Source organism: Nocardia speluncae NBRC 108251, assembly GCF_001613245.1.
In the GTDB taxonomy this organism is placed as follows: Bacteria; Actinomycetota; Actinomycetes; order Mycobacteriales; family Mycobacteriaceae; genus Nocardia; species Nocardia speluncae.
This window is the reverse complement of record NZ_BDBZ01000002.1, coordinates 185,995-211,359: the sequence shown is the minus strand read 5'-3', so window position 1 is coordinate 211,359 and position 25,365 is coordinate 185,995. Positions and strand designations below refer to the sequence as shown.

Genomic DNA, 25,365 nt, shown 5'->3' with positions numbered 1-25,365 from the left:
GTGGTGGAACCCGCTCGGTAGTTCGGGACGCTGCTCTCAGTCCTGGCCGGCATCGGTGATCCAGGCGGCGATCTGTGCGCGTGAGGTGAACCCGAGTTTGGTGAGGATATGTTCCACATGGCTCTGGGCGGTGCGCTGCGAGATCACCAGTTTCGCCGCGATCTGCCTGTTGCTGAGACCCTGGGCGACCAGATCGGCGACCTGCCGCTCACGTTTGGTCAGCGACCCGGAGGCGGAGCCGGCCGGCGGCGCCGATTCCGGTGCTCCGAGCGCGTAGGCGACGGCGGCGTCCATGCTCATCGCCAGGCCGCGGCGGCGGGCGGTGTCGAACCTGCGCTCGCCCAGGACTCGACGTGCCGCTTGCTCGCACTCCTCGTGGTAGCGGGCCATATTGCCGTAGACCGTCGGCACCTGGCTTCCCGCCGGAGTCAGTCCGTGCGCGGCTCCCAGCAGGACGGCGGCCCGTTCGGCGTCGCGTCGGGGGTCGAATGTCCAGGCCAGTGCGTCGAGACAGAATACGGTGATCACCGTGCTGTTCAATCCGCTGTTCACCCGCAGTGCTTCGGTGAGCAGCTGCTGGGCGCGTTCGCGCGCACCGCGCCGCCACTCGGTGACGCCCAGTCCGCGCAGCGCTGCCGCGCGGTGGAGCACCTCGCCGCGCGGCTCGGTCACCGCGAGCACGTCCCGGTAGAAGTCTCCGGCGCGGAGGGTATCTCCGGCCTGCTCATACGCCCAGCCCAGCAGGGCGAGCGCACTCATCCTGAGCTGACCGTGCGGATCGGATTCGGTCAGGTCCACGGCCTGTCCGAAATGTTGTCTGGCACCGTCGGATTCGCCGCGCGCGAGATCCAGTAAGCCTTCGGCGTAGGTGATCTGCGCCCCGGCCGGCGGCCGGAGTTCGCTGCCGGCCAACGCCCGCGCCTCCTGCAGCCGGGCCGCCGCAGCCGGGAACTCGCCCTGCATCGCATTCAGCTTTCCGGCCGCGCACAGCGCCTCGATCCGCACCGGTACCGAATGCGGTCCGGGACGGGAAAGGAGCCGGTTCAGCCAGGTCCGGCCCTCCCCGTACAAGCCCCGGAAATTCCAGAACTCGTAGAGGCCCGCAGCCGTGCACAGTCCGGCTTCGATCGCGGTCGGGGTGTCCTCGGCCAGGCAGTATTCGAGTGCGTCGCGCAGATTGCCCTGGTCCCGTTCCAGCCGCGCGATCCACTGCGGTTGTTCGGCGCTGATCCACCCGGCCGCGGCATCGGCTATCAGCTGTTGGTACCAGTTGTGGTGGCGGACGCGTATCTCCCCGAACCGGCCGGTTTCCCGCAGTTTCTGCCGACCGTAGTCGCGCAGTATCTCCAGCATCCGGAAACGCACGACGGTACCGGATTCCTCGCGGACCAGGATGGATTTGTCCACCAGCGACGACAGCACGTCGAGCAGGCTCAGCGGCGCCGTGTCGGCATCGCAGACCCCTTCGACCGCATCCAGTTCACAACTGCCCGCGAACATCGACAGTTGCGACCACAGCTGCTGTTCTGCCGGGGTGCACAGATCGAAGCTCCAGTCGACACACAGCCGTAGGGTCTGCTGGCGGGACGGGGCGGTGCGCGCGGCCTGGGTGAGCAGCGAGTACCGGTCGTTGAGCCGTTGCAGGATCTGCTGCGGCGACAGCGTACGCATCCGGGCGGCCGCCAGTTCGATCGCCAGCGGTAGCCCGTCGAGTCTGGCGCAGATACCGGCAACGGCACCCTTGTTGTCCTCGTCGAGTTCGAACCCCGGCACCACCGCGGCGGCGCGTTCGGCGAACAAGTTGACCGAGTCGAACCGGGGCATCGCCTTCAGGCTCGGTTCCCGGCCCGGCTCCGGAACCGTGAGCGGCGCAATACGCAGTACCGCCTCCCCGGCGACATTCAACGGCTCCCGGCCGGTCACCAGAAGGCACAGATCAGGGCATACCCGCAGCATCTCCTCGGCGAATTCGGCGGCAGCCTGCACGAGCTGTTCGCAGTTGTCCAGCACCAGCAGCATGTTCCGGGTGCAGAGGAATTTCACCAGCACGTCGATCAACGGGACCGCCGCCTCGTCGCGCACCCCCACCGCCGCGGCGACATTCTCGACGAGTATCTCGGCATCCGAGACATCGGCCAGATCGACCAGCCGGACACCGTCGGCGAAATCCCGCATCGTCTGCGCGGCGGCCCGTAACGCCAGCCGCGTCTTTCCGACGCCGCCGATCCCGGTCAAGGTCACCAAACGCTGGGTGGCCAGCAGATTCTTCACCTCCGCCAGCTCGGACCGCCGATTCACCAGGCTGGTCAATTCGAGCGGGAGATTGCCGGAGCGATCCAGCACGGGCGATTCGCGCGCCTTCGGCGGCACCTCGTGGGGTCGCCCCTCGAGCGGGACGTCACGCAGCGCCATGGAACCCACCGGATACCCGTGGCGGCGCTGTACGCGGCGCGCGTCCTCCCCGAAAGCGGCCGCGGAGGGACGCGCCCGGGGATCGCGGCTCATCGCCGCTTCCACGAGGTCTGTGATGTCGCCGGGAACCCCGTTCTCCCGCAGATCGGGCAGCGGTTGGCTGGTGATGCGCAGGAACTGGGTCACGATTTTCTCGCCGGTTCCGCGTTCGAACGCTGCATGGCCGGTCAGCGTGCTGAACAGCGTCGCCCCCAGGCCGTATACGTCGGCGGCCGGTGTCGGTGTATCACCCTCCAATACCTCCGGCGCGGTATACGCCGGGGAGCCGGTCACGGTGCCCTCGGCTGTCCGGAACCCGCCGGAGATATGGGCGATGCCGAAATCGGTGAGCGCGGACTCTCCGTAGTCGGTGAGCAGAATGTTCCCGGGTTTGACATCGCGGTGCACGACCCCCAGCCGGTGCGCGCTCTCCAATGCGCCGGCGATCTTCACCCCGAGTTGCAGCGCGTCCTCCGCCGGCAGCGGCCCGTGCCGGCGGATCCGGTTCTCGAGCGAACCCGACGCATAGTAAGGCGTCACAAGGTACAGGCGCCCCCCGTCGGTGACCCCGGCCTCCAGCACCGGGACGATATTGGGGTGCCCGGTGAGGCGGCCCATAGCGCGCTGTTCACGGACGAACCGGGCCCGGTTGTCCTCGTCCGTTTCGCCGGTGAGGAGTTTGACCGCCACTGTTCGATCCAGCGCCTGCTGGGTGCAGCGGTAGACGATGCCGAACCCGCCCCGCCCGATTTCGGTGGCTGCCGTGAAACCGGCCGCATCGAGTTCCGCGGCGACCGATGTCGTCGACTTGCGACGCGTTCGCAGCGGATCTCCGGCGGTCATGGCCGGAAAACGACCCGCCGAATAATTGTGTGGGCACCGGTCGGCATGCGCTCACCTCTCGCCACCGTCCACTGTATCCCTGAGGGGTCTCGGCGGCGAGATGCGTAACTGAGCCCGGCGCCGGCCGGTGCGTGTACGACCTGGTCGGTCCGGGCGGAGCGCGTCGGGCGCGCCGCTCGATACCTACCTGCTCCGGGTATCCGGCCGGTCAGCAGCACATCTCGCTGCCCCGGAATACCCCGGCGGGGTAGCGGGCACCTCCGGATCGGCGTTCTGCGCCGCGCCGCAGTCGTCGACCGGCCGCAGTAGTCAAAGCCCGACGAACGTGCCCGGTCGCGGAGCTTCGGGCCCCGCCTGCGCGGCCTGCGGTCGACCCGCGCGCCTATGCGGCCGCCGGGTTCGCCCCGCGCATCACCCACCTTGCGAGGGGCGTTCGCGGCATCCGTCGCTGTCGCCCATGGATTCGGGGTCTACCTGCTGCCCCGGCCGACCGACGCGCGCACGGTTCGGAGAACGCAGGGACGGGCTACTCCTGTGTCGCGATCTGTCGAGCCGCGCTCGGTTAAGGTCGGTTTCACCACGTACAACAGAATGCACTCTGCGGCGGCACCGGAACCTTTGGGCGCAAATGTATTCGAAGCCCGATCGGCTCCGGACGGTGCGTTCCCGGGGCGCCGGCGATCTGTCCGGCGGCAAGCCGCTCTGGATACACACAGGTGATACGCCGCGCACGGCAACGGAAGGATTCAGGATGGTCACTGTCCTCGGCGGCGGTATCGCCGGAACCGCGCTGGCGGGTGCGCTGGCCGGATCCGGCCGGCCGGTCACCGTCTACGAACAGCGCCACAGCGAGGGAGGCGGGGCTTTCCTGATTCTCGACGGTCGCGGGCATCGCGGCCTGATCGATCTCGGTGTGCCGGAGCACGACCTCCATGCCGCGTCGTACCCGCTCGACGAACTGCGGTACACCCCGGACGACGGGGTCACCCGGCGACGTCCCAGCGAGGGGCACCGGTTCTGGCTGCGCAGCGATCTGATGACGGTGCTGAATCGGTTCGCGGTGGACGCGGGCGCCGAGATCCGATACGGCGACCCGGTCACGGAGGTCCGCGTAGATCCCATCGACGGGACCGTGCTGCGGTTCGGCGACAGCACGGTGAAAACCGGGGACCTCGTTATCGGCGCCGATGGAATCGATTCGGTGGCGCGTGCCGGTATCGAACCGCGCCGGTCTACGGAATATGCAGGGGATGTGGTGGTCTACGGGATGACGGAACGTGCGGTGCACTGCCCGACGGACCCCTTCGTCCTGCACTTCGACGCGGCCGCCGGTTCCGGTGGCCGCCCGGCAGCAACCGTCGGCCATATCTGGCGGCCCGGCGCTGTGGCGGCGCTGTGGTTCCTGCGGATCTCGCGGGCGCCGCTACCGGACGCGGAGACCGGAATCCGGCGGGTCGGCGAATGGGCCGAGGCGGTCGTGGCCGCAGCTCCTGGATCGGTCCGCGAGCTGACCGCCGAACTGGTGGCTGCCACCGAGCGCGTGCATGTCTCCAATGCCCGCAATGTCTCACTCGGCTCGGCGGCACCGCCCGCCCCACCGGTGGTGCTGGTGGGCGACGCCGATCACGCCATCACCCCGGCAGCGGGTGTCGGTGCCCGGGAGGGCATAGAGGACGTTGTGGCCGTATTCGAGGCGATCGCGTCGGAGGAGTCGCCCGCCGAAGCCATGGCGATTCGACGGCGCGCGATAACCGAGGAGCGGGACCGGGTGGCTCGCCGGATGCGCAGCCCAGCCACCACGGGGTGATATCCAGCTTTTTCGGAGGGCAGGCTTTCGGGGACCGTGCGGTCCGACGTCGGATTTCGTCCCGTCCTGCGGTTCGGCCCGGGGGCTCGGCGTCGGCCGCGGGCGTGGCGTCACGTCCATCGAGGGGTCACCGAGGGGCAGGTGGGCTTTGAACGGTTGGTGATTCGCTCGGGGCCCTTACGTCGAGCGGTACCGGTAGCTGAACGGTGCCGGCCTTTTCGAAGGTGAAATCGAACGGGTACGTCAGACCGGGGGATGCGCCGGCACTTTTCATGGTCACGGTGACGGTGATCGGTTGGTCGGGAGCGGCACTCGGATCGAGATTCTGGATGGGTTCGCCGGCGGCGAGACCGGTCTGCGGACGCAGTTCCAGTGCAGAAACGGGCCCCTCGATCTGCACCGATTCGGCAGCCGGTGAGGCGATCCCGGTCAACCGGTCGGATTCGGTCCAGCTCGTATTCACGGCGGTGAACGCCAGGCGGATATCGGTGTAGATCGGTGTGGGCTGATCGGCGACCTCGGCCTGCAAGTAGACGTTTTCCAGGTCGATGGCGCCGACACTCCCGTTCGTACCGTTGATCGCCGGCTCCTGGCCGGAAGTCTGGGCTTGCTGTCCGGCCGAACAACCGGTGACCAGCAGCGCGGCCGCCGATACGGCCGCCATCCACCACGCGGACTTGCGCGGCGGCGGACGGTCGTCCCGGACTGTGCTGGTCGGTCGCGTATTCGCAGTGCCCACGCCGACCCGCATACCCACGACCGCACCGGTTACACCTGGGTATATCGAGAGGGTGCCGTTCGGATTCGGCCGCGCTCCGCGGGTCGCGTGGTTTCTGCTCAGCTTCCGGTGAGTACCCGCTCCGCGGGCGGTTCGACAGCCGTCTTGTCGAGCCGCCTGGCGAGTCCTTCGCCTTCGATATCGAAGGCGGGTACGAGCGGCGACAGCCATTTCGGCATCCACCAGATCCGCTCGCCCACGATCAGCATGACCGCGGGAACGATGAGCATACGGACCAGGAACGCATCCGCCAGAACCCCCACCGCGAGGGCGAAGCCGATGGATTTCAGGATGACATCGTCGACGAGCGCGAATCCGGCGAAAACCCCGATCATGATGATCGCGGCGGCGACCACCACGCGGGCACTGTGGGTGAACCCGTCGATCACCGCCTGCCGTGCGGGGGTCCCGTGGACATATGCCTCGCGCATCCGGGTGACGAGGAAGACCTCGTAATCCATCGCGAGTCCGAACAGGATGCCGGTCAGCAGGATGGGCAGGATGAACAGTACCGGGCTGGTGGTGTCCAGGCCGACGAGTTCGTTCAGCCAGCCCCATTGGAATACCGCGACGGTGGCGCCGAGCGAGACTCCGACCGAGAGAAGGAAGCCCAATGCGGCCTTGACCGGTACCCAGATCGAGCGGAACACCGCGATCAGCAGGAAGATCGCCAAACCCACCACCACGGCGAGGTAGAGCGGGAACACGTCGGTGAGTTTGTCGGCGATATCGACGCCGACCGCGGTCTGTCCGGTGACCAGGGCGCGGGCGCCGGTCTCGGCCGGTAGATCGGCGACGGTGGTGCGAATATCGGCGACGAGGTCCTTGGTGGCCTGATCCGACGGGCCGGAGGCGGGGATAACGGTGATGGTGGCGAACCGGACCGTCTCGAGCTGCTGGGCGAACATCTGCCGGGCCTGCGGTGTATCGCTGGTGACCGCCGGGACGACGGTGGCGATATCGGAGTCCGGCCGGTCGGACATTGCCTGCAGATTCTCGGTGGCGGTGTGCACGGCCGCCGCGGGATCGGCGGCATTCGCGGTGTCGACGACCACGACGAGCGGGCCGTTGGCGCCGGCGCCGAAGTTCTCGGAGATCAGGTCGTAGGCGATGCGGGCGTCGCTGCCGCCGGGTTTGCTGGAATCGTCGGGCAGCGCGAGCTGCATGGAGGTCATCGGCAGCGCGGCCACCGCGGCGACGGCGATACCGCCGGCGAGGGCGAGCCATTTGTGCCGGGCGATACCGTCCACCCAGCGGCGGCCGTGCGTGCGGAATTCCGCCTCGGCGGTCTGCTGCTTCAGGTAGCGGGGCTTACCCTTCATGACCTTGTCGCCGGCGAAGCCGAGGATTGCTGGGAGCAAGGTGAGCGAGATGAGTACGGCGATCGCGACCGTGAAGGCGCCGGCCAGACCCATCTGGGTGAGGAACCCGATATTGCACACCGCCAGGCCCACCAGGGCGATGATGACGGTGGCGCCGGCGAAGACCACTGCCGATCCCGCGGTGCCGACCGCCCTCCCGGCCGCTTCCTCGAGTGAACGACCGGCGCGGACCTCGCTCTGGTAGCGGGACATGATGAACAGGGCGTAATCGATCCCGACCGCGAGGCCGAGCATGGTGCCCAGCGCGGGAGTGGTGGAGCCGAGTTCGACGAACCCGGTGAGGGTGGTGATGGCAAGCATCCCGATACCGACGCCGACGAGAGCGGTCAGCAGCGGCATCCCTGCGGCTACCAGCGATCCGAAGGTGATCGCGAGTACCACCAGCGCCACCGCGATACCGACCACCTCGGCCAGCGGCATCTCGAATTCGGTCAGCGCGTCACCGCCGATGGCCACGTCCAGGCCGGCCGACTCCGCGTTGTGGGCGGCGGTTTCCAGCGCCGACCGGTCGGCGTCGGTGAGTTCGTTCGCGGTTTTGGTGTAGGTGACCGCGGCGTAGCCGACCCGGCCGTCGGGGGAGAGGCTGCCGGCGGTGAAGGGGTCGGCCACCGATTGCACGTTCTCGGTCGAGAGTTCACGTAACGCCGTGGCGACCGCCGAGTTGTAGGCCGGTTCGGTGAGCGACCGACCCGCGGGTGCCTCGAACACCACGCGTGCGGTCGCGCCGTCCGGGGAAGCCTGCGGGCTGCGCTGTTCGATGAGCTCGAAGGCCTGTGTGGATTCGATCCCGGGCAGCTCGAATTTATCGCTGGTCTTCCCGGACAGTGTCGCCGCTCCGATCGCCAGAACGGCCAGGAGCACCACCCAGACCGCCGCCACCACCCTGCGGTGCACGAACGACCAGCGGCCGAGCCGGAACAACTGCCACGCCATGCGCTTTCCTCCGAGCGATTATGTGGACCTTGTGGTCCGGTTATGCTTCAGGGTAGAAGCGAGTGGACCCGAGGGTCCACTTCGGCGAGGAAGTTGTGGAGCAACTCACCTTGCGGCCGGGATGAGACGTGCCTCTCGATCCGGCAGGATGGAAGCGGATTTCGTGGAGGCGACACCATGACCGGTAGGACGGCAGCGCAGCCGGACGCCACGCGCGACGACGCGCAGAACGACGACGCGCAGAACTGGGCGGGGCGCCGGGCGGATGCCCGGCTGAACCACGAGCGGGTCCTGGCCGCGGCACGGGAAGTGTTCACCGAGCACGGTATCGGCGCCACCATCCCGCAGGTCGCGGCCCGGGCCGGAGTCGGCAAGGCCACCGTTTACCGCAGCTACCCGACCAAGGCCGACCTGGTGCGGGCCCTGGCGCAGCAACATATCGAGTGGTTCCACGAACTCGCCGGCGCGGCGGTCGCGGCGGCGCGCGACGACGCCTACCGCGCGCTCGAGGATCTGCTGGAACAGGTCACCACCCGCCTGGCCCAGGACCGGTTGATGATCGAGGTGCTCAGCGGTTTGGAAGGACTCGACCAACGCCTGGGGGACCGGCTCGAGGAGCTTCTGACACTGGGGCGTGGGCAGGGCAGTCTGCGCGCGGACGCCACCGGGATGGATGTGCAGATCCTGGTATCCGGTGTCGCCCGCGCGCTCATCGACCTCGATATCCGCGACCCCGAGGTATGGCGCCGCTACGCCCGCCTCGCCCTGGCCGCGTTACGCCCCGATCCCGGGCCGGCGACACCTTGACGGGATCGGTTTCGGCCCAGCGGTCGCCGTGCTCCGGGCAGGCCTGTGTCACCGTGGAACGGATATACGTCCATGAGGCGATCGCGGAACCCTTCCGGCAGCATTGGCCACCGCCGCCCGCTTCTGCCCCCGGCCCCGCCGGCCGACCGCCGCCCTCGCCGGCGGGAGACGCCGCTCGGGATCTGTGGAACGACCGGGTGTGCATTCCCGACCGGGGACCGGCACACCGGCGCCACCGAACCTCGCGCACGCGGTGTCGCCTGTCCTCCGGCGCGGATTCATCCGCCGATATCGCGAGCCAGCAGGTCAGCGATGGTTTCGCGGCGGACGAGTTCCCGGGCGTAACCGTCACGCACGGCGATGACCGGCGGCCTGCCGACGCAGTTGTAGGAGGCCGACAGGCTGTGGTGGTAGGCGCCCGTACAGGGCACCGCCAGGAGATCACCGGGGTGCAGGTCGACGGGTAACCGGATATCGCGGGCGAGGATATCGCCCGCTTCGCAATAGCGGCCGGCCACGGTCACCGTCCGCTGCGGACCGTGCGGCCGGCGGTTCGCCACGACGGCTTCGTAATGCGCGCCGTACAACGCGACCCGCAGATTGTCGTTCATCCCGCCGTCGACGGTGACGAATGTGCTCGCCCCCTCGACCTGTTTGACCGACATGACGCGATAGAGGGTGACCCCGGCCCGCGCGACGATCGCCCGGCCGGGCTCCATGGCCAGGACCGGTCGTGGGAAGCGGTGGCGGGCGCAGGCCGCGTCGAGCGCGTCGTCGAGGATATCGGCGAGTTCGGCCACGTTGAGCTCGGCGTCACCGGGCCGATAGGCCACCGCATGGCCACCGCCCACGTCCAGTTCGGTGATCAGATGCCCGTGATCGCGGCGGATCCAGGCCATTTCCGCGATCAAACGGCGGACCGCCTCACCGTAGTGGTCCGGATCGTAGATCTGCGACCCGAGATGACAGTGCAGGCCGGCCAGCTGCAGCAGCGGTTGCTCCAGGATCCGCCGGACCGCTTCGGCCGCGTCCGCACTACCGAGCGGAAGACCGAACTTCTGGTCCAGGACGCCGGTGCGGACGGCCGGATGCCCGTGCACGTCGATACCGGGTGTGAGCCGCAGCAGCACCGCCTGCGGCCGGTTCAGCTGGGTGGACAGCAGCGCGATCTCGGACAGCGAATCGATGACGATACGCCCCACCCCGGCGCGGACGCCGGCTTCGAGCTCATCGCGCGATTTCCCGGTGCCGTGCAGGATGATGCGCTGCGGGTCCACACCCGCCGTCAGAGCCACGGCCAGTTCGCCCGTGGAGCAGACGTCGATCGAAAGCCCTTCGGCGCTCACCCATTCGGCGACGGCTTTCGTAAGCAGCGCCTTACCCGCGTAGTAGATCCGGGCGCGGGGAAACGCCTTCCGGTACGCGCGGCAGCGCGCCCGGACTTCCGCTTCATCCAGTACATAGGCGGGGGTTCCGTACCGGTCCGCGATATCGGTGACCGCCACGCGGCCGAGGGTGATCCTGCCTTCGCTGTCGTAGCGGGCGTCGCGCGGCCAGATCCCCGGGCTCAGCCGGGGCGGGATTCCCGGTTGGAGAGACGGGATCATGTCGAGCAAGGTCACGATGTGCTCCTGGTGTGTCCCCGCCGTTCCGTATGCGGGGTCGACCTCAGGACTACGCCCGTCGCTTCCCGGCGAACTCGCTCCTGACGACTTCTTGACCCTTTTCCGCGGAATCTTGACCCGCGCCACGGGCGGCTCCGGCCGCCCTCATTCGGGCAACAGCCAGTCGTCGGGGCTGAAGAGTTCGAAATGCATGCGGGTCGGCGCAACTCCCGCGGCGGTCAGCTGGGCGCGTACCGACCGGAGGAACCCTGCACCGCCGCAGAAGTAGTAATCGGCGTCCGCGGGTAGGTCGAGATCGGCCACGGTGAGTGTGCCGGGCCGGCCGTGGCCGGCGGGCTGTTCGTACCAGAGTTCGAGGGTGGCGTTCGGGAGCGCTTCCATGAGGTCGGCCTGCACCGCCCGCAACGGGTGGGTGGCGGTGTTGCGGTCGGCATGCGCGACGAGCACTTCCCGCCGGGAGGTGGCGGCGGCGAGGTGTTCGAGGATCCCGACCATCGGCGTGATACCGATTCCGGCCGAGATCAGCACCAGCGGTGTGGCCGCCGCGGGGTCGGCGGTGAGGTCGCCGAACGGCAGGGTGATCGCCAGCTTGTCGCCCACCGAGATATTGGCCGTCAGGTGGTTCGACACCTCCCCCGCGGGCTGGTCCGCGGTGGCGGCCACCGGACGTACGGCGAAGGCGAGCCGCCCGTCGTGCGGCGCCCGGACCAGGCTGTACTGCCGCAGCTGCCGCGCCCCGTCAGGAAGCTCCGCGCCGACGGAAACGTACTGCCCGGGAAGGAATTCCGGCAGCGAGCGAGCGGGGTCCGTGGATTCCACGACGAAGGTGACCACTCCGGACGGGTCGTTGATACGTTCGGTGACCACCGTCTCGCGGAAAACGTCGCCGGGCGCCACCCCGGCCTCGAAATAGAGCCCACGTTCGAACTCGATCAGAGTGTCGGCCATCAGCCAGTAGACGCGATCCCATGCGGCGGCGATTTCCGCGGTGACCGTTTCAGTGCCCAGCACATCGACGATCGCGGCGAACAAATGTTCGTGCACCACCGGGTACTGCTCGGCCACGATGCCCAGGGAAGCATGCTTGTGCCCGATCCGGGCGAGCATTTCCCGCGGATGCGGCAGGGCGGGATCCACCAGATGGGTGGCGAACGTGGCTATCGATGCGGCCAGCGCCCGCTGCTGTGCGCCGTGGGCCTGGTTCCCGCGGTTGAACAGGCCGGCGAGCAGATCAGGGTGGGCAGCGAACAACTTCTCGTAGAACAGGGCGGTGATGTCGTCGATACGCGCAGCGATCACCGGAAGGGTCGCGCGGACCACATCGGCGTGGTGCGCCTCCAATTCTGCGGGAAGGTCCGGTGCCGATATCGCGACGGTTGTCATGCTGTTCTCCTCGACGAGCTGAAATGCGGCTCGAATGCCACGACAACACGGTATCCAATTCCGTGGGGGAAAATAGGTCTCGACGGCGTGAACTGAATTACCCACCGTCGTGCGGAATATGTTGTAGGCGCCACAGTGGGCGTCCGATGTGGGCGAAGTAGGCGAGACTGCCGTGGAAGTGCATGAACCACAGGGTGATTGCGACCTCAGCGGAAAGCGCAGAAAAGGAGGGTGAATTGATTTCCGGTGGAGGTGAAGATACTCGCCGGCGAAAACGATATCTGTGCATCGCCGCGCCGATATATCACGGCGAAGATTATCTAACGTTCCGGAAAGTCCGGCATATGCAGTAATTGCACCGTCCGGCTGTCGATCAGATCGCCGAGAGTGTACTGGTCCAGATTCCGGTAGAAACTCTCCTGGGCGTCGGCCAGCATATGCCGCAGCCGGCAGGCCGAGGCCAGTGGGCAAGGGGTGGCGCCCGTGCATTCCACGACCTCGCCCTGCCCCTCGAGCCCGCGCACGATCCGACCGACGGTGGCCGTGCGCCCGCGCTCGGTGAGGAAGATGCCCCCGGTGCGGCCGCGGTGGGAATCCACCAGGCCCAGTTCGGCAAGTTTCGTCACCGCTTTCGCGATGTAGTGTTCCGACGCGTTCACCTGGCGGGCGACGAGTTTGACGGTGACCCGTTCGGCCGCGGCCCCGCTGACAGCCAGGCGCATCATCACCCGCAGGCCGAGATCGCTGAAGCGGGACAGTTGCACAGGATCACTGTATTAATTCGGTGTTTGAAAAGCGAATTATCCGGTGTGGTGCCGAGCATGCTGCCCGGGGAGTCGAAGGCGTATCCGGTGTGGCGCCGAACATCTGCCCGGGGTCGCCTGTTCGTACAGCCGGGCGCGCAGTTGGTCCAGCGTATGAACACTCGGCCGTCCGGAGTGGCGGCACCGCCGCAGGTGGCGTCCGCGGTACGTAGCGAATTGCTAGTCGCGGCCGGTCGTGACCGATAGGCGGTGCCATGCACAGTTGCCGGCACAACGAGGCCGTCGATTCCGCGGGATGGGACATTGCGACCGATCCATACTGCCGGACGGGTGCTGGGTGATCTACTGGCAACGAGTGCGGGCCGCCTGGTACAGCCGCGACGATGCGGATCGAACCCGTATCCGCCGATCACAACCTGCTGCGATGAGCCGACCACTGCGCTGAGAGGGACACGAATGACGAATGCGCGAGGCTGGAAGGAAACGCTCGAGGATCTCGACGTCCGCCGGGCGCGGTCGGCGGCCATGGGTGGTCCCGAACGAGTGGCCGAACACCGGGCGAAGGGGAAGCTGACGGCGCGGGAGCGGATCACACACCTGCTCGACCCGGGGACGTTCCAGGAGTTCGGCTCGCTGGTCGGCGGTGAGATCGCCGCCGACGCCGTCGTTACCGGCTCGGGCCTGATCGATGGAGCGCCGGTCATGGTCGGCGCGGAAGATTTCACCACCGTGGCGGGAACCATCGCGCCGGGCAGCAACGCCAAACGGTATCGCCTGGCCGAACTCGCCGTACGAAACAAGGTCCCGCTGGTGATGCTGCTGGAGGGCGCGGGATTCCGGCCCACCGGCGCACACTATGGACGGACCCCCACCGACCTGCTCGCCCAGGCTCGGTGCTCGGGCCGGGTGCCGATGGTCACCGGGGTGCTCGGCGCCTCGGCCGGTCACGGTGCGCTCATCGCCCCGGTATCGGATTTCGCGATCATGAGCCGGCAGGGCGCCATTTTCACCGCGGGCCCGCCGGTAGTCCGGGAATCGACAGGTGAGGACATCAGCAAAGAGGACCTCGGCGGCCCCGGCGTAGCGGTGCCGAGCGGCCTGATCCACAACCTGGCCGACAACGACGAGGACGCACTCGACGATATCCGGCGGTATCTGTCCTATTTCCCGTCCAGCGCGTGGTCGTATCCGCCCGCACTGCTCTCCGACGATTCCACCGAACCGCGGCCGACCCCGGAACTGCTGGACATCATCGCGCGGGACAACCGCAACACCTATGACATCCGGGCTGTCCTCGACACCGTATTCGACACCCCCGACTGGTTCGAGGTCCAACCCGGCTACGGCACCGCGATCGTCTGTGCCCTGGCCCATCTCGGCGGGCACCCGGTGGCGGTGGTCGCCAACCAGCCGCAGGTGCTCGCAGGCTCGATCGATACCGCAGCCGCCGACAAAGCCGCACATTTCATCTCGGTGGCGGATTCCTTCCACCTGCCACTGGTATTCCTCGCCGACAATCCCGGTATGCTGCCCGGCAGTGAATCCGAACGCGAGGGTGTGCTGCGCGCGGGCGCCCGGATGTTCGTCGCCCAGACCACGGCGACCACGATCAAACTGCACGTCACACTGCGTAAGGCGTACGGGTTCGGCTCGATGGTCATGTCGCTCATCGGTTTCGACGATCAGACAGCGACCTTCGCCTACCCCGGCGCGACCATGGGAGCGATGAGCGCGGCGGCCCTCGGGGTGGCCTCGGGCGCGGACGAGGATATCGCGGCGCAATTGCGGGAGATGGAACTACTGGCCTCCTACCACTCCGCCGAACGTATGGGTTTCGACGAGCTCATCCGGCCGGAAGAGACACGCGACGCCCTGTTGACCGCCCTGCGCCGCGGAATATTTGCGCGACAACAGGCGCCGGAACCCGTGACACGCTCCGCCATCGTTCCCTGAACGGCCGTGGTACACACGTCCAGGAAATCGGCCGGGAGAGTCGACGCAGCCCGTGGTCTCGCTTACCGGGAACCCCCGGCAGTACTTTCTTTGCCTAAGGAATATGGTGACCTCATGGACGGCGCGATTTCTGTGGGCGATGGTATCTTCCGCATTCCGGTTCCGATCACAGGTAATCCACTCGGGCATACGCTGATATACGTGCTGGAATCCCCGGGTGGCATCGTGCTCATCGATGCCGGTTGGTACGACGACAACGCGTGGGATGGCCTCACAGCGGGGTTGGCGGCAATCGGCCATTCGGTGAACGACGTCGAGGGTGTCGTTCTCACACACTTCCACCCGGACCACAGCGGTCTGTGCGGACGTGTCCGGGAGGCCTCGGGTGCGTGGATCGCGATGCACGAAGCCGACCACGATCTGTTCACCGCAATGACGGCGGACCGAGACGAGACCTGGATGGCGGCTCAGAAGCAGAATCTGGCCCAGGCGGGTGCACCTCTCGCCGATGTGGCGGCATACGAGCTCGCCGTGAACGAAGAAACCCGAGTGAGCCGCGATTCGGCGCCGGACCGGACGCTTGCCGATGACGAGCGGATCGCGCTCACCGGCCGTGAGCTGCGCGCGGTTCACACCCCCGGCCACACCCCGGGGCACGTGTGCTTCTACCTGGAGGACGGCGACGTGATGTTCACCGGCGACCATATTCTCCAGAAGACGACACCGCACGTCGGCAGTTTCGTCTACCCACTCGAAGAGCGTGACGCGCTGGCCGAGTTCACCGAGTCGTTGCGACGAGTGCAATCGATGAACGTCACGCGTGGGCTCGGCGCCCACGGACTCGCCCTCGAGGACGTCGGGGGGCGTGCTGCGTTCCTGATCAAACATCACGAAGAGCGACTGGACCACCTGTACAGCGCCTTCGGTGATGATCAGATCACCGTGTGGGAGGTCGCGGAGCGGATGAAATGGTACAAGCCGTGGGCGGCGATCTCACCTCTCGGGAAGAACATGGCGTTGTCCGAGGCGGCTGCGCACCTGCGGCACCTCGTGGCCCGCGATCTGATCATTCAGCTACCCGGGGGAGAACCGGCACACTTTGCCCGTCGGTAAGGGGCTACTTCATCATCCGGCGGGTACCTCGGTGGCAGCCGACGACAAGCCGTCGGCGGGAACCGGGATAGCTCTCGTCGGCGGACTCCGGCAACACCCGAAGGGGCCGGTATTGTCCGGCCCCCGCAGTAATGGCATACGCCGAACATGTGAAGCGGCCGCAGCGGTCTCTACGGGAATCGCCGGCCAGGCGAAGCGTTCGAGCATCGCTGGTTAGCGATGGTGCGGGATGTCAGGCCGGAGCGGTCTCGACAGAGAGCGTTGTTCCGGTCGCTTGCCGCACCTGGGCCACGCTCACCCCGGGCGCGGTTTCGCGCAGGATCACCTGTCCGCCGGCGATATCGAGGACGGCGAGGTCGGTGATCACCCGGTGGACGACGGCCTGTCCGGTGAGTGGCAGAGTGCAGGCGTCGACGATCTTGGGGGAACCGTCGCGTGTGGTGTGTTCCATCAGCACGATGACGCGACGGGCACCGTGGACCAGGTCCATCGCGCCGCCCATACCTTTGACCATCGCGCCGGGCACCATCCAGTTGGCCAGGTCACCGGTTCGCGAGACCTGCATACCGCCCAGGACTGCGGTGTCGATATGGCCGCCACGGATCATGCCGAACGACAGCGCGGAATCGAAGAACGCGGCACCGGGTTCGACGGTGACGGTTTCCTTTCCGGCGTTGATGAGGTCGGCGTCGACCGCGTCGTGAGTGGGGTAGGGGCCGGTGCCGAGGATGCCGTTCTCGCTGTGCAGGACAACCGTCACCCCGTCGGGCAAGTGGTTGGGGATCAGGGTGGGCAGACCGATCCCCAGGTTGACGTATTCGCCGGGGACGAGTTCGCGGGCCGCGCGGACGGCCATTTCGGTGCGCGTCCAGCTCATCGGGTGGCCTCCTGCCGTACGGTGCGCTTCTCGATACGTTTGTTCTGCGGTCCGGTGTGCACAATGCGCTGGACGAAGACGCCGGGCAGGTGCACGTGGGCGGGAGCCAGATCGCCGGGCGCGACGAGTTCCTCGACCTGGGCGATGGTCACTCGCCCGGCCATCGCGGCCAGCGGGTTGAAGTTCAGGGCCGTTTTCTCGAACACCAGGTTGCCGTCGGTATCGCCGACGGCAGCGTGGACGAGGGCGTAATCGGAGACGATGCTCTCCTCGAGCACGTAGCGGCGGCCGCCGAATACCCGGACTTCTTTCGGCGGTGAAGCGACCGCGACCGACCCGTCCGGCGCGTACCGCCACGGCAGCCCGCCCTCGCTGATCGGTGTCCCGACCCCGGCCGGTGTGTAGAAGGCGGGGATACCGGCGCCACCGGCGCGCAGTCGTTCGGCGAGTGTGCCCTGGGGCAGGAGTTCGACTTCGAGTTCGCCGCCGAGGTACTGCCGGGCGAATTCCTTGTTCTCGCCCACATAGGAGGCGGTCACCCGGGCGATCCGGCCGGCGGACAGCAGGATTCCCAGCCCATAGTCGTCGACCCCGCAGTTGTTGGAGAACACCTCGAAGCCGGTGGCCTCGCCCTCGGCTATGGCCGCGATCAGGGAGTCCGGGACACCGCACAGCCCGAATCCGCCGACCGCCAGGGTCGCTCCCGAACAGATATCGGCGACGGCAGCGGCGGCGGATTCCACCACTTTTGATTCCATTTCCGGCTTGCCTCTCATTCTCTGTCCACTCAGCAAACGTCGTTGCTGCGGTTCGTTCACGAGAACATTGCCCGGTATGAACTGGCAAGTGTTCGGGTTATGCGAAGCAGGAAGTGCTCATCGAGTGAACACTGTGCTGAAGCACGTTCACTCAGTGAACGTAGGATGGAGGGATGAGTGCAGAGCCGAACCCGTCGGTCCTCGGGCGCGCAGCTGCCCTGCTGCGCGCGGTCGCCGCCGAGGGCGAGCAGGCAGTGACGACCAGCGATCTGGCACGCCGGACGGGTTTGGCGCGGCCCACGGCCCACCGACTGCTCGTCGCACTCGCCGAGGAAGGCTTCCTGGACCGCGACGCCGGAACGGGGCGATGGCTGCTCGGCCCGGAATTGTTCCTCATGGGCTCACTCGCCGCGGAGCGCTACGACATCGGCGACGCCGCCCGGCCCGTGCTGCGGGAACTCGCCCGGGAGACCGGAGAGAGCGCGTTCCTGTCCGCCCGCCGCGGTGACGAGACGGTATGCCTGGCCGGTGAGGAAGGCAGTTTCCCGCTCCGCTCCCATGTGCTGTACCCCGGTATCCGTTTTCCCCTCGGTGTCGCCTCGGCCGGTTTGGTGATCCTGGCACACCTGCCCGACCGCGATATCGAGGACTATCTCGCCCGTACCGACCTGAGTACCGACTGGGGCTCAGCACACGCACGCCCCGAGTTGTCCCAGCGCATCACCGCCACACGGGAATCCGGGTGGTGTGTGAATCCCGGCCTGCTCGTCGAAGGCAGCTGGGGCATGGCGGCGGCGGTCTTCGACCAGCGCGACGAACCCCGATGGGCACTCAGTCTCACCGGAGTCGAGAGCCGGTTCCGCGCCGACCGCCGCGACGAGCTGGGCAGCCTACTCCTGCGCTGTGCGCACCGTCTCTCTCGGGAACTACGCCTGCGTCCCACCGGACCGCACACGCTGCACCCGGCCCCCTCTTGACCGGCACCGTCGAACCGCTACGCGGGGCTGGAGGTCCTGGCGGTCTCTGTCGTCGGTGGGGTGACCGGTCGTGCGGTCAGCGGATCATGAAGCCGGCGTCCAGGGGCCATTGGATGCCGGTGATGAATCTCGCTTCGTCGGAGACGAGGTAGGCAACGGCGTTTGCGATGTCCTCGGCTTCGAGCATCTGCACGGGGAGTGCGTTCTGCATGCCGGAGATCGAGTTCTGGCCCCCGGCGGCGGCTTGTTCCATCAGTTCGCGCATGGCGTCGTTATGGGTCATGCCGCTGGCGACACCGGTCGGGTGGATGGTGTTCACGCGGATCCATTCGGGCGCGAGGTGGCCCGCGAGCCCTTGCATCAGTGCGACGACACCGCGTTTGGCGGCGGCGTAGGCGTTGCCGCTGGCATTGAGTGAGGGGGAGGCCTTGAGCCCGGCGGTGGAGCTGGTGATGACGATGGACCCGCCGCGGCCGCTCCGGCGTAATGCCGGCAGCGCGGCGCGGACGGTGTGGTAGACGCCGGTGAGGTTCGTGTCGATGACGTCGTTCCAGTCGGCGAGGAAATCATCGGATTCGGGACCCATCCGGATGATGCCGGCGTTGGCGACGACGATGTCGACGCGGCCGAAATGCTGATACCCGTCCTGGAAAGCTGCGCAGAGTGCGTGGTAGTCGCGGACGTCTGCCTTGCGGGCGATCATTGTGCGGCCCAGTGCACGGACCATTTTCTCGGTTTCGGCGAGCTCTGCCTCGCTTGCATTGGGATAGGTCATCGAGGTGACGTTCGCGCAGATATCGATACCGATGATATCGGCGCCTTCGCGGGCGAGACGCACGGCGTGCGCGCGGCCCTGACCTCGGCCGGCGCCGGTGATGAACGCGACGCGTCCGTCCAGTCCTGACATGATGGTCGGTCCTTTCTCAGTGACCCGGCCGGTCTCGGTGACCCAGCCGGGCCCAGGCGTTTTCGGCCGTGTAGTGCAGGGCCTCGCCTTTGGCGAAACCGGAATAGGCCGCAAGCTGAAGGACGATCTCGTCCATCTCGGCCTTGGTGATATCGCCGGATTCCAGTGCGGAGCCGACATGGGAAGCCAGAGGTAGGGCGGCATCGCAGACGGCGACGGAAGCGACAGTGATGAACCGCCGATCACGGCGGCACAGACCGGGGCGTTGCCAGATATGGCCGAAGACGAAGTTCAGGATTCCGGCATGGATGTACGGAGTCTCCGGCGCGGGGGCGTCGATCAAATTGACCTCGATGAATTCGCGGGTGCCTTCTGCGATGCGTTCGGTCCAGTCGGTCGAGCCCAGGGTCGCGTTGTCCGGTGGCCGGATCGCGGCGTCGAGTCCCCGCTCGCTCTGTATGCGGGACCACTGGCGCCGAATGACCCCCTCCAGATGGGAGCCCTTGGGCCAGCCGTTGTACACCGCGAAATGCAGGACGAATTCCAGCATCTCGTCGATGGTCATATCGCCGCTGTTGAGGGCGGCGAAGACCTGGTCCTCGATCGACTGCGGCGCATCCGCCGCGCCGACGCAGGTCAGGGTGACCCAGCGCCTGTCGCGGCGCGACAACCCAGGTCGTGACCACACTTGATCGATGACGAAATCGCGGGCCGCCCGCTCGAAGGGGGTGCCCGTTTCGGGTGGTGGGTCGACGGTCATCACGGACCGGTAGCTCCCCATAGCGCCTACCTATCTACTTAAAAGTAATGCGGCTACCCTGACTTTAAGTCTATCGACTTACAATGTCCAGGGGTGGTTTGATGAATCCATGACCGAGTCGGCACCCTCCGTTGGCCTCTCCGCCAAACAGCAACTCGTGCTCACCGCGGAACGGCTCTACGCGGTGCACGGCCTCGGTGGAGTCCCACTGCGCCGGATCGGTGACGAAGCCGGAATGGGCAACAAATCGGCAGTGCAATACCATTTCGGATCGAAACAAGGGCTGATCGATGCGATCCTGCTGAACCGTGTCGAGGACCTGACCCGGCGCCGCCGCTTGCTGGAAGCCCGTGTCCCGGAAGGTGATCTGCGGCGGGTCGTCGAGGCTCATCAGCTGCCGTTGATGGAACTGGCCGAGGACGACAACTGCTACTACCTGTCGTTCCTCGAACAGCTGGTGCGGGAGATGCACCCGCTGGACAAACTGCCCGCTACGCACCGTGACTCCGAACGCGCCTATTACGCACGTGTCGGGGCGCTGATCGAGCATATTCCCCAGCCCCTGCGGGATATCCGCATTCATCAGGCGTCGGCCATCTGCCTTCATATCTGCGCGGATCGTCACCGTATGCGCCGGATGGGTTCGGTGGTGGCGTCGTTCGCGGTTCACGTCGGTCAACTGCTGGATACGCTGGTGGCCCAACTGGTCACACCACCCTCGGCCGAGACTTCGGCCGCACTGGAAACCTCCGGGATCGCACGACCTACCCTGCGTACGCTGCCGTAACGCGCCGCGGCCGCGCGATATCACTTTCGCTCACTGAACTGCTGTGACCGCCGTGCCTTCCGGGTGCCTGGACGAGAAGCCGGTCGCATCGTGCGGTGCGACGGCTTCCCGTCAGGGGTTCAGGCGGCAGCAAAGGTGATGTGGAGGTCGCGCAGTCCGCGCAGTAGGAAGGTCGGCTCGTACTCGAAGTGGTGCGTGGAACCGGGACCGTGTGCGCTCTCGTCGATTGCGATATCGCTCATCCGGTCGAGCATCCGATTGAGGGTGACCTGACCCTCCACGCGTGCCAGCGGGGCTCCAGCGCAGGTGTGGATACCCCGGCCGAAGGCGATGTGCTCGCGGGCATTGCGGCGGTCGAGCCGGAACTCGCCGGGGTCGTCGAATTTGCGGGGATCGCGGTTGGCGGCGCCGATGCAGAGCATGACCACGGTGCCGGCGGGTATATCGACACCGCCGAGTGAGGTGGACCGGCGGGCGAGCCGGAAGTCGACCTTGGTGGGGCTTTCGATCCGCAGCGCTTCCTCCATGAAATTGCCGACGAGGCTACGGTCGGCACGGAGTTGCTGTTGCAGATCCGGGCGCTCGGCCAGAACCCGTACCGCGGAACTGAGCAGCTTCGTCACCGTCTCCTGGCCGGCCGCGAAGAGGAATGTTGCGGGGCGTACGACATCGATGATCTCGGGCAGTGTGCCGTCCGGATAGTGCGTTGTCGCCAGGGTGCCGAGGACATCGGTGCGGGGTGTGCGGCGGCGGTCGGCGATATAGGCGCTGAACGTCTCGTCGAGCCATTCCAGCGGATTGCGGCCGACCGGTTCGTGGTCCAGGGCGCCCGGGCGTCTGCCGGACCGCTCGTTGCCGGCCAGGGTCTCGCGGAACCGCTCCCGGTCGGCTTCGGGTACGCCGAGCAGGTCGGTGATCACCAGGGTGGCGAACGGTTTTGCGTAGTCGCCGAGGAATTCGCAACGCCCGGCGCCCAGGAACTCGTCGAGCTGGCGGTCGACCTGCCGCCACATATAGTCCTCGTTCTCCTTCAGTCGTTTCGGGGTGAGCAGGCGATTGAGCAAAGACCGAGCGCGTGTGTGCTCCGGCGGGTCCATGGTCACCATGTGCTCGAAGATCGGGAACAGATGGCGGTGCTCGGCGATCCGATCGGAAATATCGTTGCCGGCCGGCTCGAACGGCAGTGGCGGGAACGGGCCGCCGATGGAGATGCATGCCGAGAAGTCCGCGGTGTTGCGGAAGGCTTCGTTGGCCTCCTGGTAGCCGGTCACCGCGACCACGCCGTAGTGGGGTTCACGGAATACCGGGTTCCGGCTGCGCAGGTGGTCGAGGTATTCGTAGGGGCTCTGGGCGATGGCTTCGTCGGAGAAGAAATCCCGTGCGGCAAGGTCGTTCATCGGCTCGCAGCCTTTCGATGCAGGTCCGCGCGGCGACGCCGCAGGACCGTTCGCTGTTTCGTCGATCCGCCCGAGGTGGCCGTTCGCGGCCCTCATCAGAATTTGATCGATCGATAAAATGTTAGAGTGCACCATGGGTACCATGTGGCATTTCGGGCAGTCAAGGATTGTGACCCCCCTCGGGAGCGGGTCGGTCGGCCGCGAATTCGGGCGGTGCCGCTGAATGCCTGCGAAGCGTGCCGCTAAAGCCGACGACACCGGGGCCAGGTTGCGGCTCATGGAGGCGACCGCTCAGATCATCCGTGAAGAGGGTTACGCCGCGGCGACCTCACGCCGGGTCGCGACCGCTGCCGGAGTCAAATCGACCCTGGTGTACTACTACTTCCCGACGATGGACGACCTGTTCGTTGCGGTACTGCGTGCCGGTGGGGAAAAGGCGCTGAATCGAATGCGGCAGGCGCTCACCGCCGACGATCCGCTGCAGGTGTTGTGGGAGATCAACACCGATGCCCGGTTCACCCAGCTGAACACCGAGTTCATGGCATTGGCCAACCATCGCAAGGCGGTGGGAGCGGAGCTGAAGGTGTTCGCCGAACGTGTCCGCGATATCGAAACCGCCGCTGTCACTCTCGTACTGCGCTCGTGTGGGGTCGACCTCACACAGTTCCCGCCTGTCGTCGTGTCGATGCTGCTCACCGGTGCGGCCCGGATTCTCTGCAACGAAGGTGCTGTGGGTATGCGGCAGGGGCACAGCGAGCTGCGTGTTTTCGTCGAGGAGCTGATGAGCGGTTACCGTCCGCCGATTGCGACCGCGGGGGTCGCCCGTCCCCCCGAATAGCCGGTCCGTCGTTGACAGTTCCCATCGCCGGTGTCACAGTTTTTATCGATCGATCAACAGTTGGTCGATCGTGGTGGCTACCGGGCTCTGCGTGGTGGCCGTTCGACGACAGAACGAGGTGGAACATGGCCGGTCGGGTCGAAGGCAAGGTCGCCTTCATTACGGGAGCAGCACGCGGACAAGGACGCAGCCACGCGGTCCGGCTGGCGCAGGAAGGTGCCGACATCATCGCTGTCGACGTCTGTGCGCCGGTCAGTGGCAGTGACGATATCGCCCCGTCGACACCGGAAGATCTGGCCGAGACCGCCGATCTGGTCAAGAATCACGGCCGCAGGATCGTGACCGAACAGGTCGATGTCCGCGACTACGACGCCCTGAAGACCGCACTCGACAATGGGGTGGAACAGCTCGGTCGCCTCGATGTCATCGTGGCGAACGCCGGCATCGGCAACGGTGGCGAAACCCTGGACAAGACCAGTGAACCCGACTGGCAGGCCATGATCGACATCAACCTCTCCGGGGTGTGGAAAACGGTGAAAGCCGGTGTGCCCCATCTGTTGACCGCCGGTGGGGGATCGATCGTCCTGACCAGTTCGGTCGGCGGTTTGAAGGCCTACCCCAACACCGGCCACTACATCGCCGCCAAACACGGGGTCATCGGCTTGATGCGCAGTTTCGCCGTGGAGCTGGGGCAGCATTTCATCAGGGTGAACTCGGTGCTGCCCACCAATGTCAACACTCCGATGTTCATGAACGAAGGAACGATGAAACTGTTCCGGCCGGATTTGGAGAATCCCGGCGCCGACGACTTCGCCCCCGTTGCCCAGCTCATGCATGTCCTGCCGGTGGGTTGGGTGGAACCGGTGGACATCAGCAACGCGGTACTGTTCCTCGCTTCCGACGAGGCCCGCTACATCACCGGACTTCCACTACCGGTCGACGCGGGAAGTCTCCTGAAGTAGTGAGCCGTGGCCCGGCTGCCGGGCAGTGGCTGGAGGTGTGGCGGCGTCGGCCACTGCTGTCGGCGTCGTGACGACGAGGTGAAACGGCGAGACCACCTTGTGTGGTTTCGCACGGGCACCTGAGTTTGCGCTACCATCGAATTTAGGGTTACCTACCCTAAATACCGAGAGGTGGGTGCGGTGGAGTCGATCAAGGCCGGGATCTGGAGGCGATCACAGGGCCGTCGGTTGTTGTCGCTCGAGTTGTTCGTCGCGGGGATCGAGCCCTTGACTCCGGGATACACCCGCGTCGTTCTCGAAGGACCGGATCTGGACGAATATCGCGACCCACATCCGGCCGACGCGTTCAAACTCATGATGGCACCTACGCGGAATTCCGCGGTGGCAACACCGGTACGCGGCGAGTCAGGGCTTCCGGAATGGCCCGCCGATATGGTGCAGCCGGTGCTCCGTGCCTTTACGGTCCGCGCATTCGATCCGGTCGCACGCCGGTTGACCATGGATGTGGCTCGGCACGACCACGGCGTGGGAATCGACTGGCTCAACGCCGCGCGCCCCGGTGACCCGGTATCGCTGTCCGGAATGCGACCCGAATGGGCAGTAGGTACCGGAATCCGCGAGCATGTGCTGATCGGTGACGCCACCGCACTCCCGGCCATCTCGGCCATCCTCGACGGTCTCGACTCGGGTCATGCCGTATCGGCCTATATTGCCACCCCGGATCCTGCCGACGTCGAACTCGTTCCGGCGCATCCGAAACTGACGCTGCACCACCTCACCGATCTCACCCGGACGCTCGACCACACCCCCGCCTCGATAGCCGTCGGTCGCCGAACCCAGGTCTGGATCGCTGCCGAGGCCACCCAGGTTCGCGGTATCCGGGCGCACGCCGTCGAGGTATGGGAAGTCGACCGCTGCGACATCCTCGCCAGGGCCTACTGGAAACGCGGCGTCACCAGCACTGCGAACGATTCCGTGAACCTGATCGCTTACCGGCATGCCGCGACTGCCGGTGCCGATATCCGCGATCCGGAATTGGCCGAGTCCATCGACCTGGGTGGTCATGATCTTGTGCTCGGGCCCCGGGCGGTGTCGAGCTGACCGCGGCCACGACGAACCCGGGCCCGGGTGGGAAGATCTCGCACGGCGCGCCGGAGACCCGATCTCGACGGGATTGTGTCAGCAGGTGGGCCACCGCTTCGGCCTCACGCTCGACGCCTTCATTCCGTTGGCGTCACCCAGGAGCATTGCGTCCGGTTCGAG

20 protein-coding genes are annotated in these 25,365 nt (G+C 66.6%); 9 read left to right on the top strand and 11 right to left on the bottom strand.

The window, feature by feature from the left end; all coding sequences use genetic code 11:
• Positions 1–36: 36 nt before the first annotated feature.
• The gene (locus NS6_RS03760; RefSeq protein ID WP_068036412.1) at positions 37–3,294 is read right to left on the bottom strand and encodes a protein kinase domain-containing protein; all 3,258 of its coding nucleotides are present in this window, start codon (positions 3,292–3,294) and stop codon (positions 37–39) included.
• A 751-nt stretch (positions 3,295–4,045) separates the two neighbouring features.
• Between NS6_RS03760 and NS6_RS03755 the strand changes: the two genes are divergently transcribed.
• Positions 4,046–5,101 (top strand): FAD-dependent oxidoreductase, encoded by a 1,056-nt coding sequence (locus NS6_RS03755; protein WP_168443393.1) that lies wholly within the window; start codon positions 4,046–4,048, stop codon positions 5,099–5,101.
• 127 nt (positions 5,102–5,228) lie between these two features.
• On the opposite strand, the gene NS6_RS03750 is transcribed toward NS6_RS03755, so the two are convergent.
• Both NS6_RS03750 and NS6_RS03745 read right to left on the bottom strand, forming a co-directional pair.
• Positions 5,229–5,852 carry a copper chaperone PCu(A)C domain-containing protein gene (locus NS6_RS03750; protein WP_084470588.1) on the bottom strand — a complete coding sequence of 208 codons (624 nt, stop codon included), beginning with the start codon at positions 5,850–5,852 and terminating at the stop codon, positions 5,229–5,231.
• Between the two features lie 86 nt (positions 5,853–5,938).
• Entirely contained in the window at positions 5,939–8,194 is a 2,256-nt protein-coding gene (locus tag NS6_RS03745) for an MMPL family transporter (protein WP_068036409.1), read from the bottom strand.
• Between the two features lie 177 nt (positions 8,195–8,371).
• Between NS6_RS03745 and NS6_RS03740 the strand changes: the two genes are divergently transcribed.
• Positions 8,372–9,001, top strand: a complete 630-nt coding sequence (locus NS6_RS03740; protein WP_084470587.1) for a TetR/AcrR family transcriptional regulator — start codon at positions 8,372–8,374, stop codon at positions 8,999–9,001.
• Between the two features lie 278 nt (positions 9,002–9,279).
• Here the strand turns inward: NS6_RS03740 and lysA are convergent, their stop codons facing one another.
• The 3 genes from lysA to NS6_RS03725 form a co-directional block, all read right to left on the bottom strand.
• Positions 9,280–10,623 carry a diaminopimelate decarboxylase gene (gene lysA, locus NS6_RS03735; RefSeq protein ID WP_068036407.1) on the bottom strand — a complete coding sequence of 448 codons (1,344 nt, stop codon included), beginning with the start codon at positions 10,621–10,623 and terminating at the stop codon, positions 9,280–9,282.
• 147 nt (positions 10,624–10,770) lie between these two features.
• Positions 10,771–12,009 (bottom strand): globin domain-containing protein, encoded by a 1,239-nt coding sequence (locus NS6_RS03730; protein WP_068036405.1) that lies wholly within the window; start codon positions 12,007–12,009, stop codon positions 10,771–10,773.
• Between the two features lie 320 nt (positions 12,010–12,329).
• Positions 12,330–12,773 (bottom strand): RrF2 family transcriptional regulator, encoded by a 444-nt coding sequence (locus NS6_RS03725; protein ID WP_068036403.1) that lies wholly within the window; start codon positions 12,771–12,773, stop codon positions 12,330–12,332.
• A gap of 456 nt (positions 12,774–13,229) precedes the next feature.
• Between NS6_RS03725 and NS6_RS03720 the strand changes: the two genes are divergently transcribed.
• Complete coding sequence (locus NS6_RS03720) at positions 13,230–14,726, top strand: acyl-CoA carboxylase subunit beta (RefSeq protein WP_068036401.1); 1,497 nt, start codon at positions 13,230–13,232, stop codon at positions 14,724–14,726.
• Between the two features lie 114 nt (positions 14,727–14,840).
• Positions 14,841–15,839, top strand: a complete 999-nt coding sequence (locus NS6_RS03715) for an MBL fold metallo-hydrolase (RefSeq protein WP_068036400.1) — start codon at positions 14,841–14,843, stop codon at positions 15,837–15,839.
• Between the two features lie 232 nt (positions 15,840–16,071).
• Here NS6_RS03715 and NS6_RS03710 read toward each other — a convergent pair whose 3' ends face one another.
• Both NS6_RS03710 and NS6_RS03705 read right to left on the bottom strand, forming a co-directional pair.
• A complete protein-coding gene (locus tag NS6_RS03710) occupies positions 16,072–16,716 on the bottom strand; it encodes a 3-oxoacid CoA-transferase subunit B (RefSeq protein WP_068036399.1) in 645 nt (214 codons plus the stop codon).
• Positions 16,713–17,474: a CoA transferase subunit A gene (locus tag NS6_RS03705; protein WP_068036398.1), complete on the bottom strand. Its 762-nt coding sequence runs from the start codon at positions 17,472–17,474 to the stop codon at positions 16,713–16,715. The genes NS6_RS03710 and NS6_RS03705 overlap by 4 nt, the downstream gene beginning before the upstream one ends.
• Before the next feature lie 173 nt (positions 17,475–17,647).
• Between NS6_RS03705 and NS6_RS03700 the strand changes: the two genes are divergently transcribed.
• Positions 17,648–18,451: an IclR family transcriptional regulator gene (locus tag NS6_RS03700; protein ID WP_068036393.1), complete on the top strand. Its 804-nt coding sequence runs from the start codon at positions 17,648–17,650 to the stop codon at positions 18,449–18,451.
• A 76-nt stretch (positions 18,452–18,527) separates the two neighbouring features.
• Here NS6_RS03700 and NS6_RS03695 read toward each other — a convergent pair whose 3' ends face one another.
• Together NS6_RS03695 and NS6_RS03690 are read right to left on the bottom strand one after the other, a co-directional pair.
• Positions 18,528–19,358 (bottom strand): mycofactocin-coupled SDR family oxidoreductase, encoded by an 831-nt coding sequence (locus NS6_RS03695; protein ID WP_068036391.1) that lies wholly within the window; start codon positions 19,356–19,358, stop codon positions 18,528–18,530.
• Between the two features lie 16 nt (positions 19,359–19,374).
• Positions 19,375–20,139 carry a carboxymuconolactone decarboxylase family protein gene (locus NS6_RS03690; RefSeq protein WP_068036389.1) on the bottom strand — a complete coding sequence of 255 codons (765 nt, stop codon included), beginning with the start codon at positions 20,137–20,139 and terminating at the stop codon, positions 19,375–19,377.
• An 88-nt stretch (positions 20,140–20,227) separates the two neighbouring features.
• Between NS6_RS03690 and NS6_RS03685 the strand changes: the two genes are divergently transcribed.
• Positions 20,228–20,905 carry a TetR/AcrR family transcriptional regulator gene (locus tag NS6_RS03685; RefSeq protein ID WP_068036387.1) on the top strand — a complete coding sequence of 226 codons (678 nt, stop codon included), beginning with the start codon at positions 20,228–20,230 and terminating at the stop codon, positions 20,903–20,905.
• Positions 20,906–21,024: 119 nt separating this feature from the next.
• On the opposite strand, the gene NS6_RS03680 is transcribed toward NS6_RS03685, so the two are convergent.
• The gene (locus NS6_RS03680) at positions 21,025–22,302 is read right to left on the bottom strand and encodes a cytochrome P450 (protein WP_068037829.1); all 1,278 of its coding nucleotides are present in this window, start codon (positions 22,300–22,302) and stop codon (positions 21,025–21,027) included.
• Between the two features lie 223 nt (positions 22,303–22,525).
• Between NS6_RS03680 and NS6_RS03675 the strand changes: the two genes are divergently transcribed.
• From NS6_RS03675 to NS6_RS03665, 3 genes are all read left to right on the top strand, one after another.
• Complete coding sequence (locus tag NS6_RS03675; protein WP_068036385.1) at positions 22,526–23,140, top strand: TetR/AcrR family transcriptional regulator; 615 nt, start codon at positions 22,526–22,528, stop codon at positions 23,138–23,140.
• Between the two features lie 125 nt (positions 23,141–23,265).
• Positions 23,266–24,102: a mycofactocin-coupled SDR family oxidoreductase gene (locus tag NS6_RS03670; protein WP_068036383.1), complete on the top strand. Its 837-nt coding sequence runs from the start codon at positions 23,266–23,268 to the stop codon at positions 24,100–24,102.
• Between the two features lie 180 nt (positions 24,103–24,282).
• On the top strand, positions 24,283–25,203 hold the full coding sequence (locus NS6_RS03665) for a siderophore-interacting protein (RefSeq protein ID WP_157112609.1): 921 nt from the start codon (positions 24,283–24,285) through the stop codon (positions 25,201–25,203).
• The last annotated feature ends 162 nt before the right edge of the window (positions 25,204–25,365 follow it).

Excerpts from the sequence above, each read along its gene's own strand:
- NS6_RS03760 (WP_068036412.1), bottom strand. The coding sequence starts at position 3,294 with ATGACCGCCGGAGATCCGCTGCGAACGCGTCGCAAGTCGACGACATCG.
- NS6_RS03755 (WP_168443393.1), top strand. The coding sequence starts at position 4,046 with ATGGTCACTGTCCTCGGCGGCGGTATCGCCGGAACCGCGCTGGCGGGT.
- NS6_RS03750 (WP_084470588.1), bottom strand. The coding sequence starts at position 5,852 with ATGCGGGTCGGCGTGGGCACTGCGAATACGCGACCGACCAGCACAGTC.
- NS6_RS03745 (WP_068036409.1), bottom strand. The coding sequence starts at position 8,194 with ATGGCGTGGCAGTTGTTCCGGCTCGGCCGCTGGTCGTTCGTGCACCGC.
- NS6_RS03740 (WP_084470587.1), top strand. The coding sequence starts at position 8,372 with ATGACCGGTAGGACGGCAGCGCAGCCGGACGCCACGCGCGACGACGCG.
- NS6_RS03730 (WP_068036405.1), bottom strand. The coding sequence starts at position 12,009 with ATGACAACCGTCGCGATATCGGCACCGGACCTTCCCGCAGAATTGGAG.
- NS6_RS03720 (WP_068036401.1), top strand. The coding sequence starts at position 13,230 with ATGACGAATGCGCGAGGCTGGAAGGAAACGCTCGAGGATCTCGACGTC.
- NS6_RS03715 (WP_068036400.1), top strand. The coding sequence starts at position 14,841 with ATGGACGGCGCGATTTCTGTGGGCGATGGTATCTTCCGCATTCCGGTT.
- NS6_RS03710 (WP_068036399.1), bottom strand. The coding sequence starts at position 16,716 with ATGAGCTGGACGCGCACCGAAATGGCCGTCCGCGCGGCCCGCGAACTC.
- NS6_RS03705 (WP_068036398.1), bottom strand. The coding sequence starts at position 17,474 with ATGGAATCAAAAGTGGTGGAATCCGCCGCCGCTGCCGTCGCCGATATC.
- NS6_RS03700 (WP_068036393.1), top strand. The coding sequence starts at position 17,648 with ATGAGTGCAGAGCCGAACCCGTCGGTCCTCGGGCGCGCAGCTGCCCTG.
- NS6_RS03695 (WP_068036391.1), bottom strand. The coding sequence starts at position 19,358 with ATGTCAGGACTGGACGGACGCGTCGCGTTCATCACCGGCGCCGGCCGA.
- NS6_RS03690 (WP_068036389.1), bottom strand. The coding sequence starts at position 20,139 with ATGGGGAGCTACCGGTCCGTGATGACCGTCGACCCACCACCCGAAACG.
- NS6_RS03685 (WP_068036387.1), top strand. The coding sequence starts at position 20,228 with ATGACCGAGTCGGCACCCTCCGTTGGCCTCTCCGCCAAACAGCAACTC.
- NS6_RS03680 (WP_068037829.1), bottom strand. The coding sequence starts at position 22,302 with ATGAACGACCTTGCCGCACGGGATTTCTTCTCCGACGAAGCCATCGCC.
- NS6_RS03675 (WP_068036385.1), top strand. The coding sequence starts at position 22,526 with ATGCCTGCGAAGCGTGCCGCTAAAGCCGACGACACCGGGGCCAGGTTG.
- NS6_RS03670 (WP_068036383.1), top strand. The coding sequence starts at position 23,266 with ATGGCCGGTCGGGTCGAAGGCAAGGTCGCCTTCATTACGGGAGCAGCA.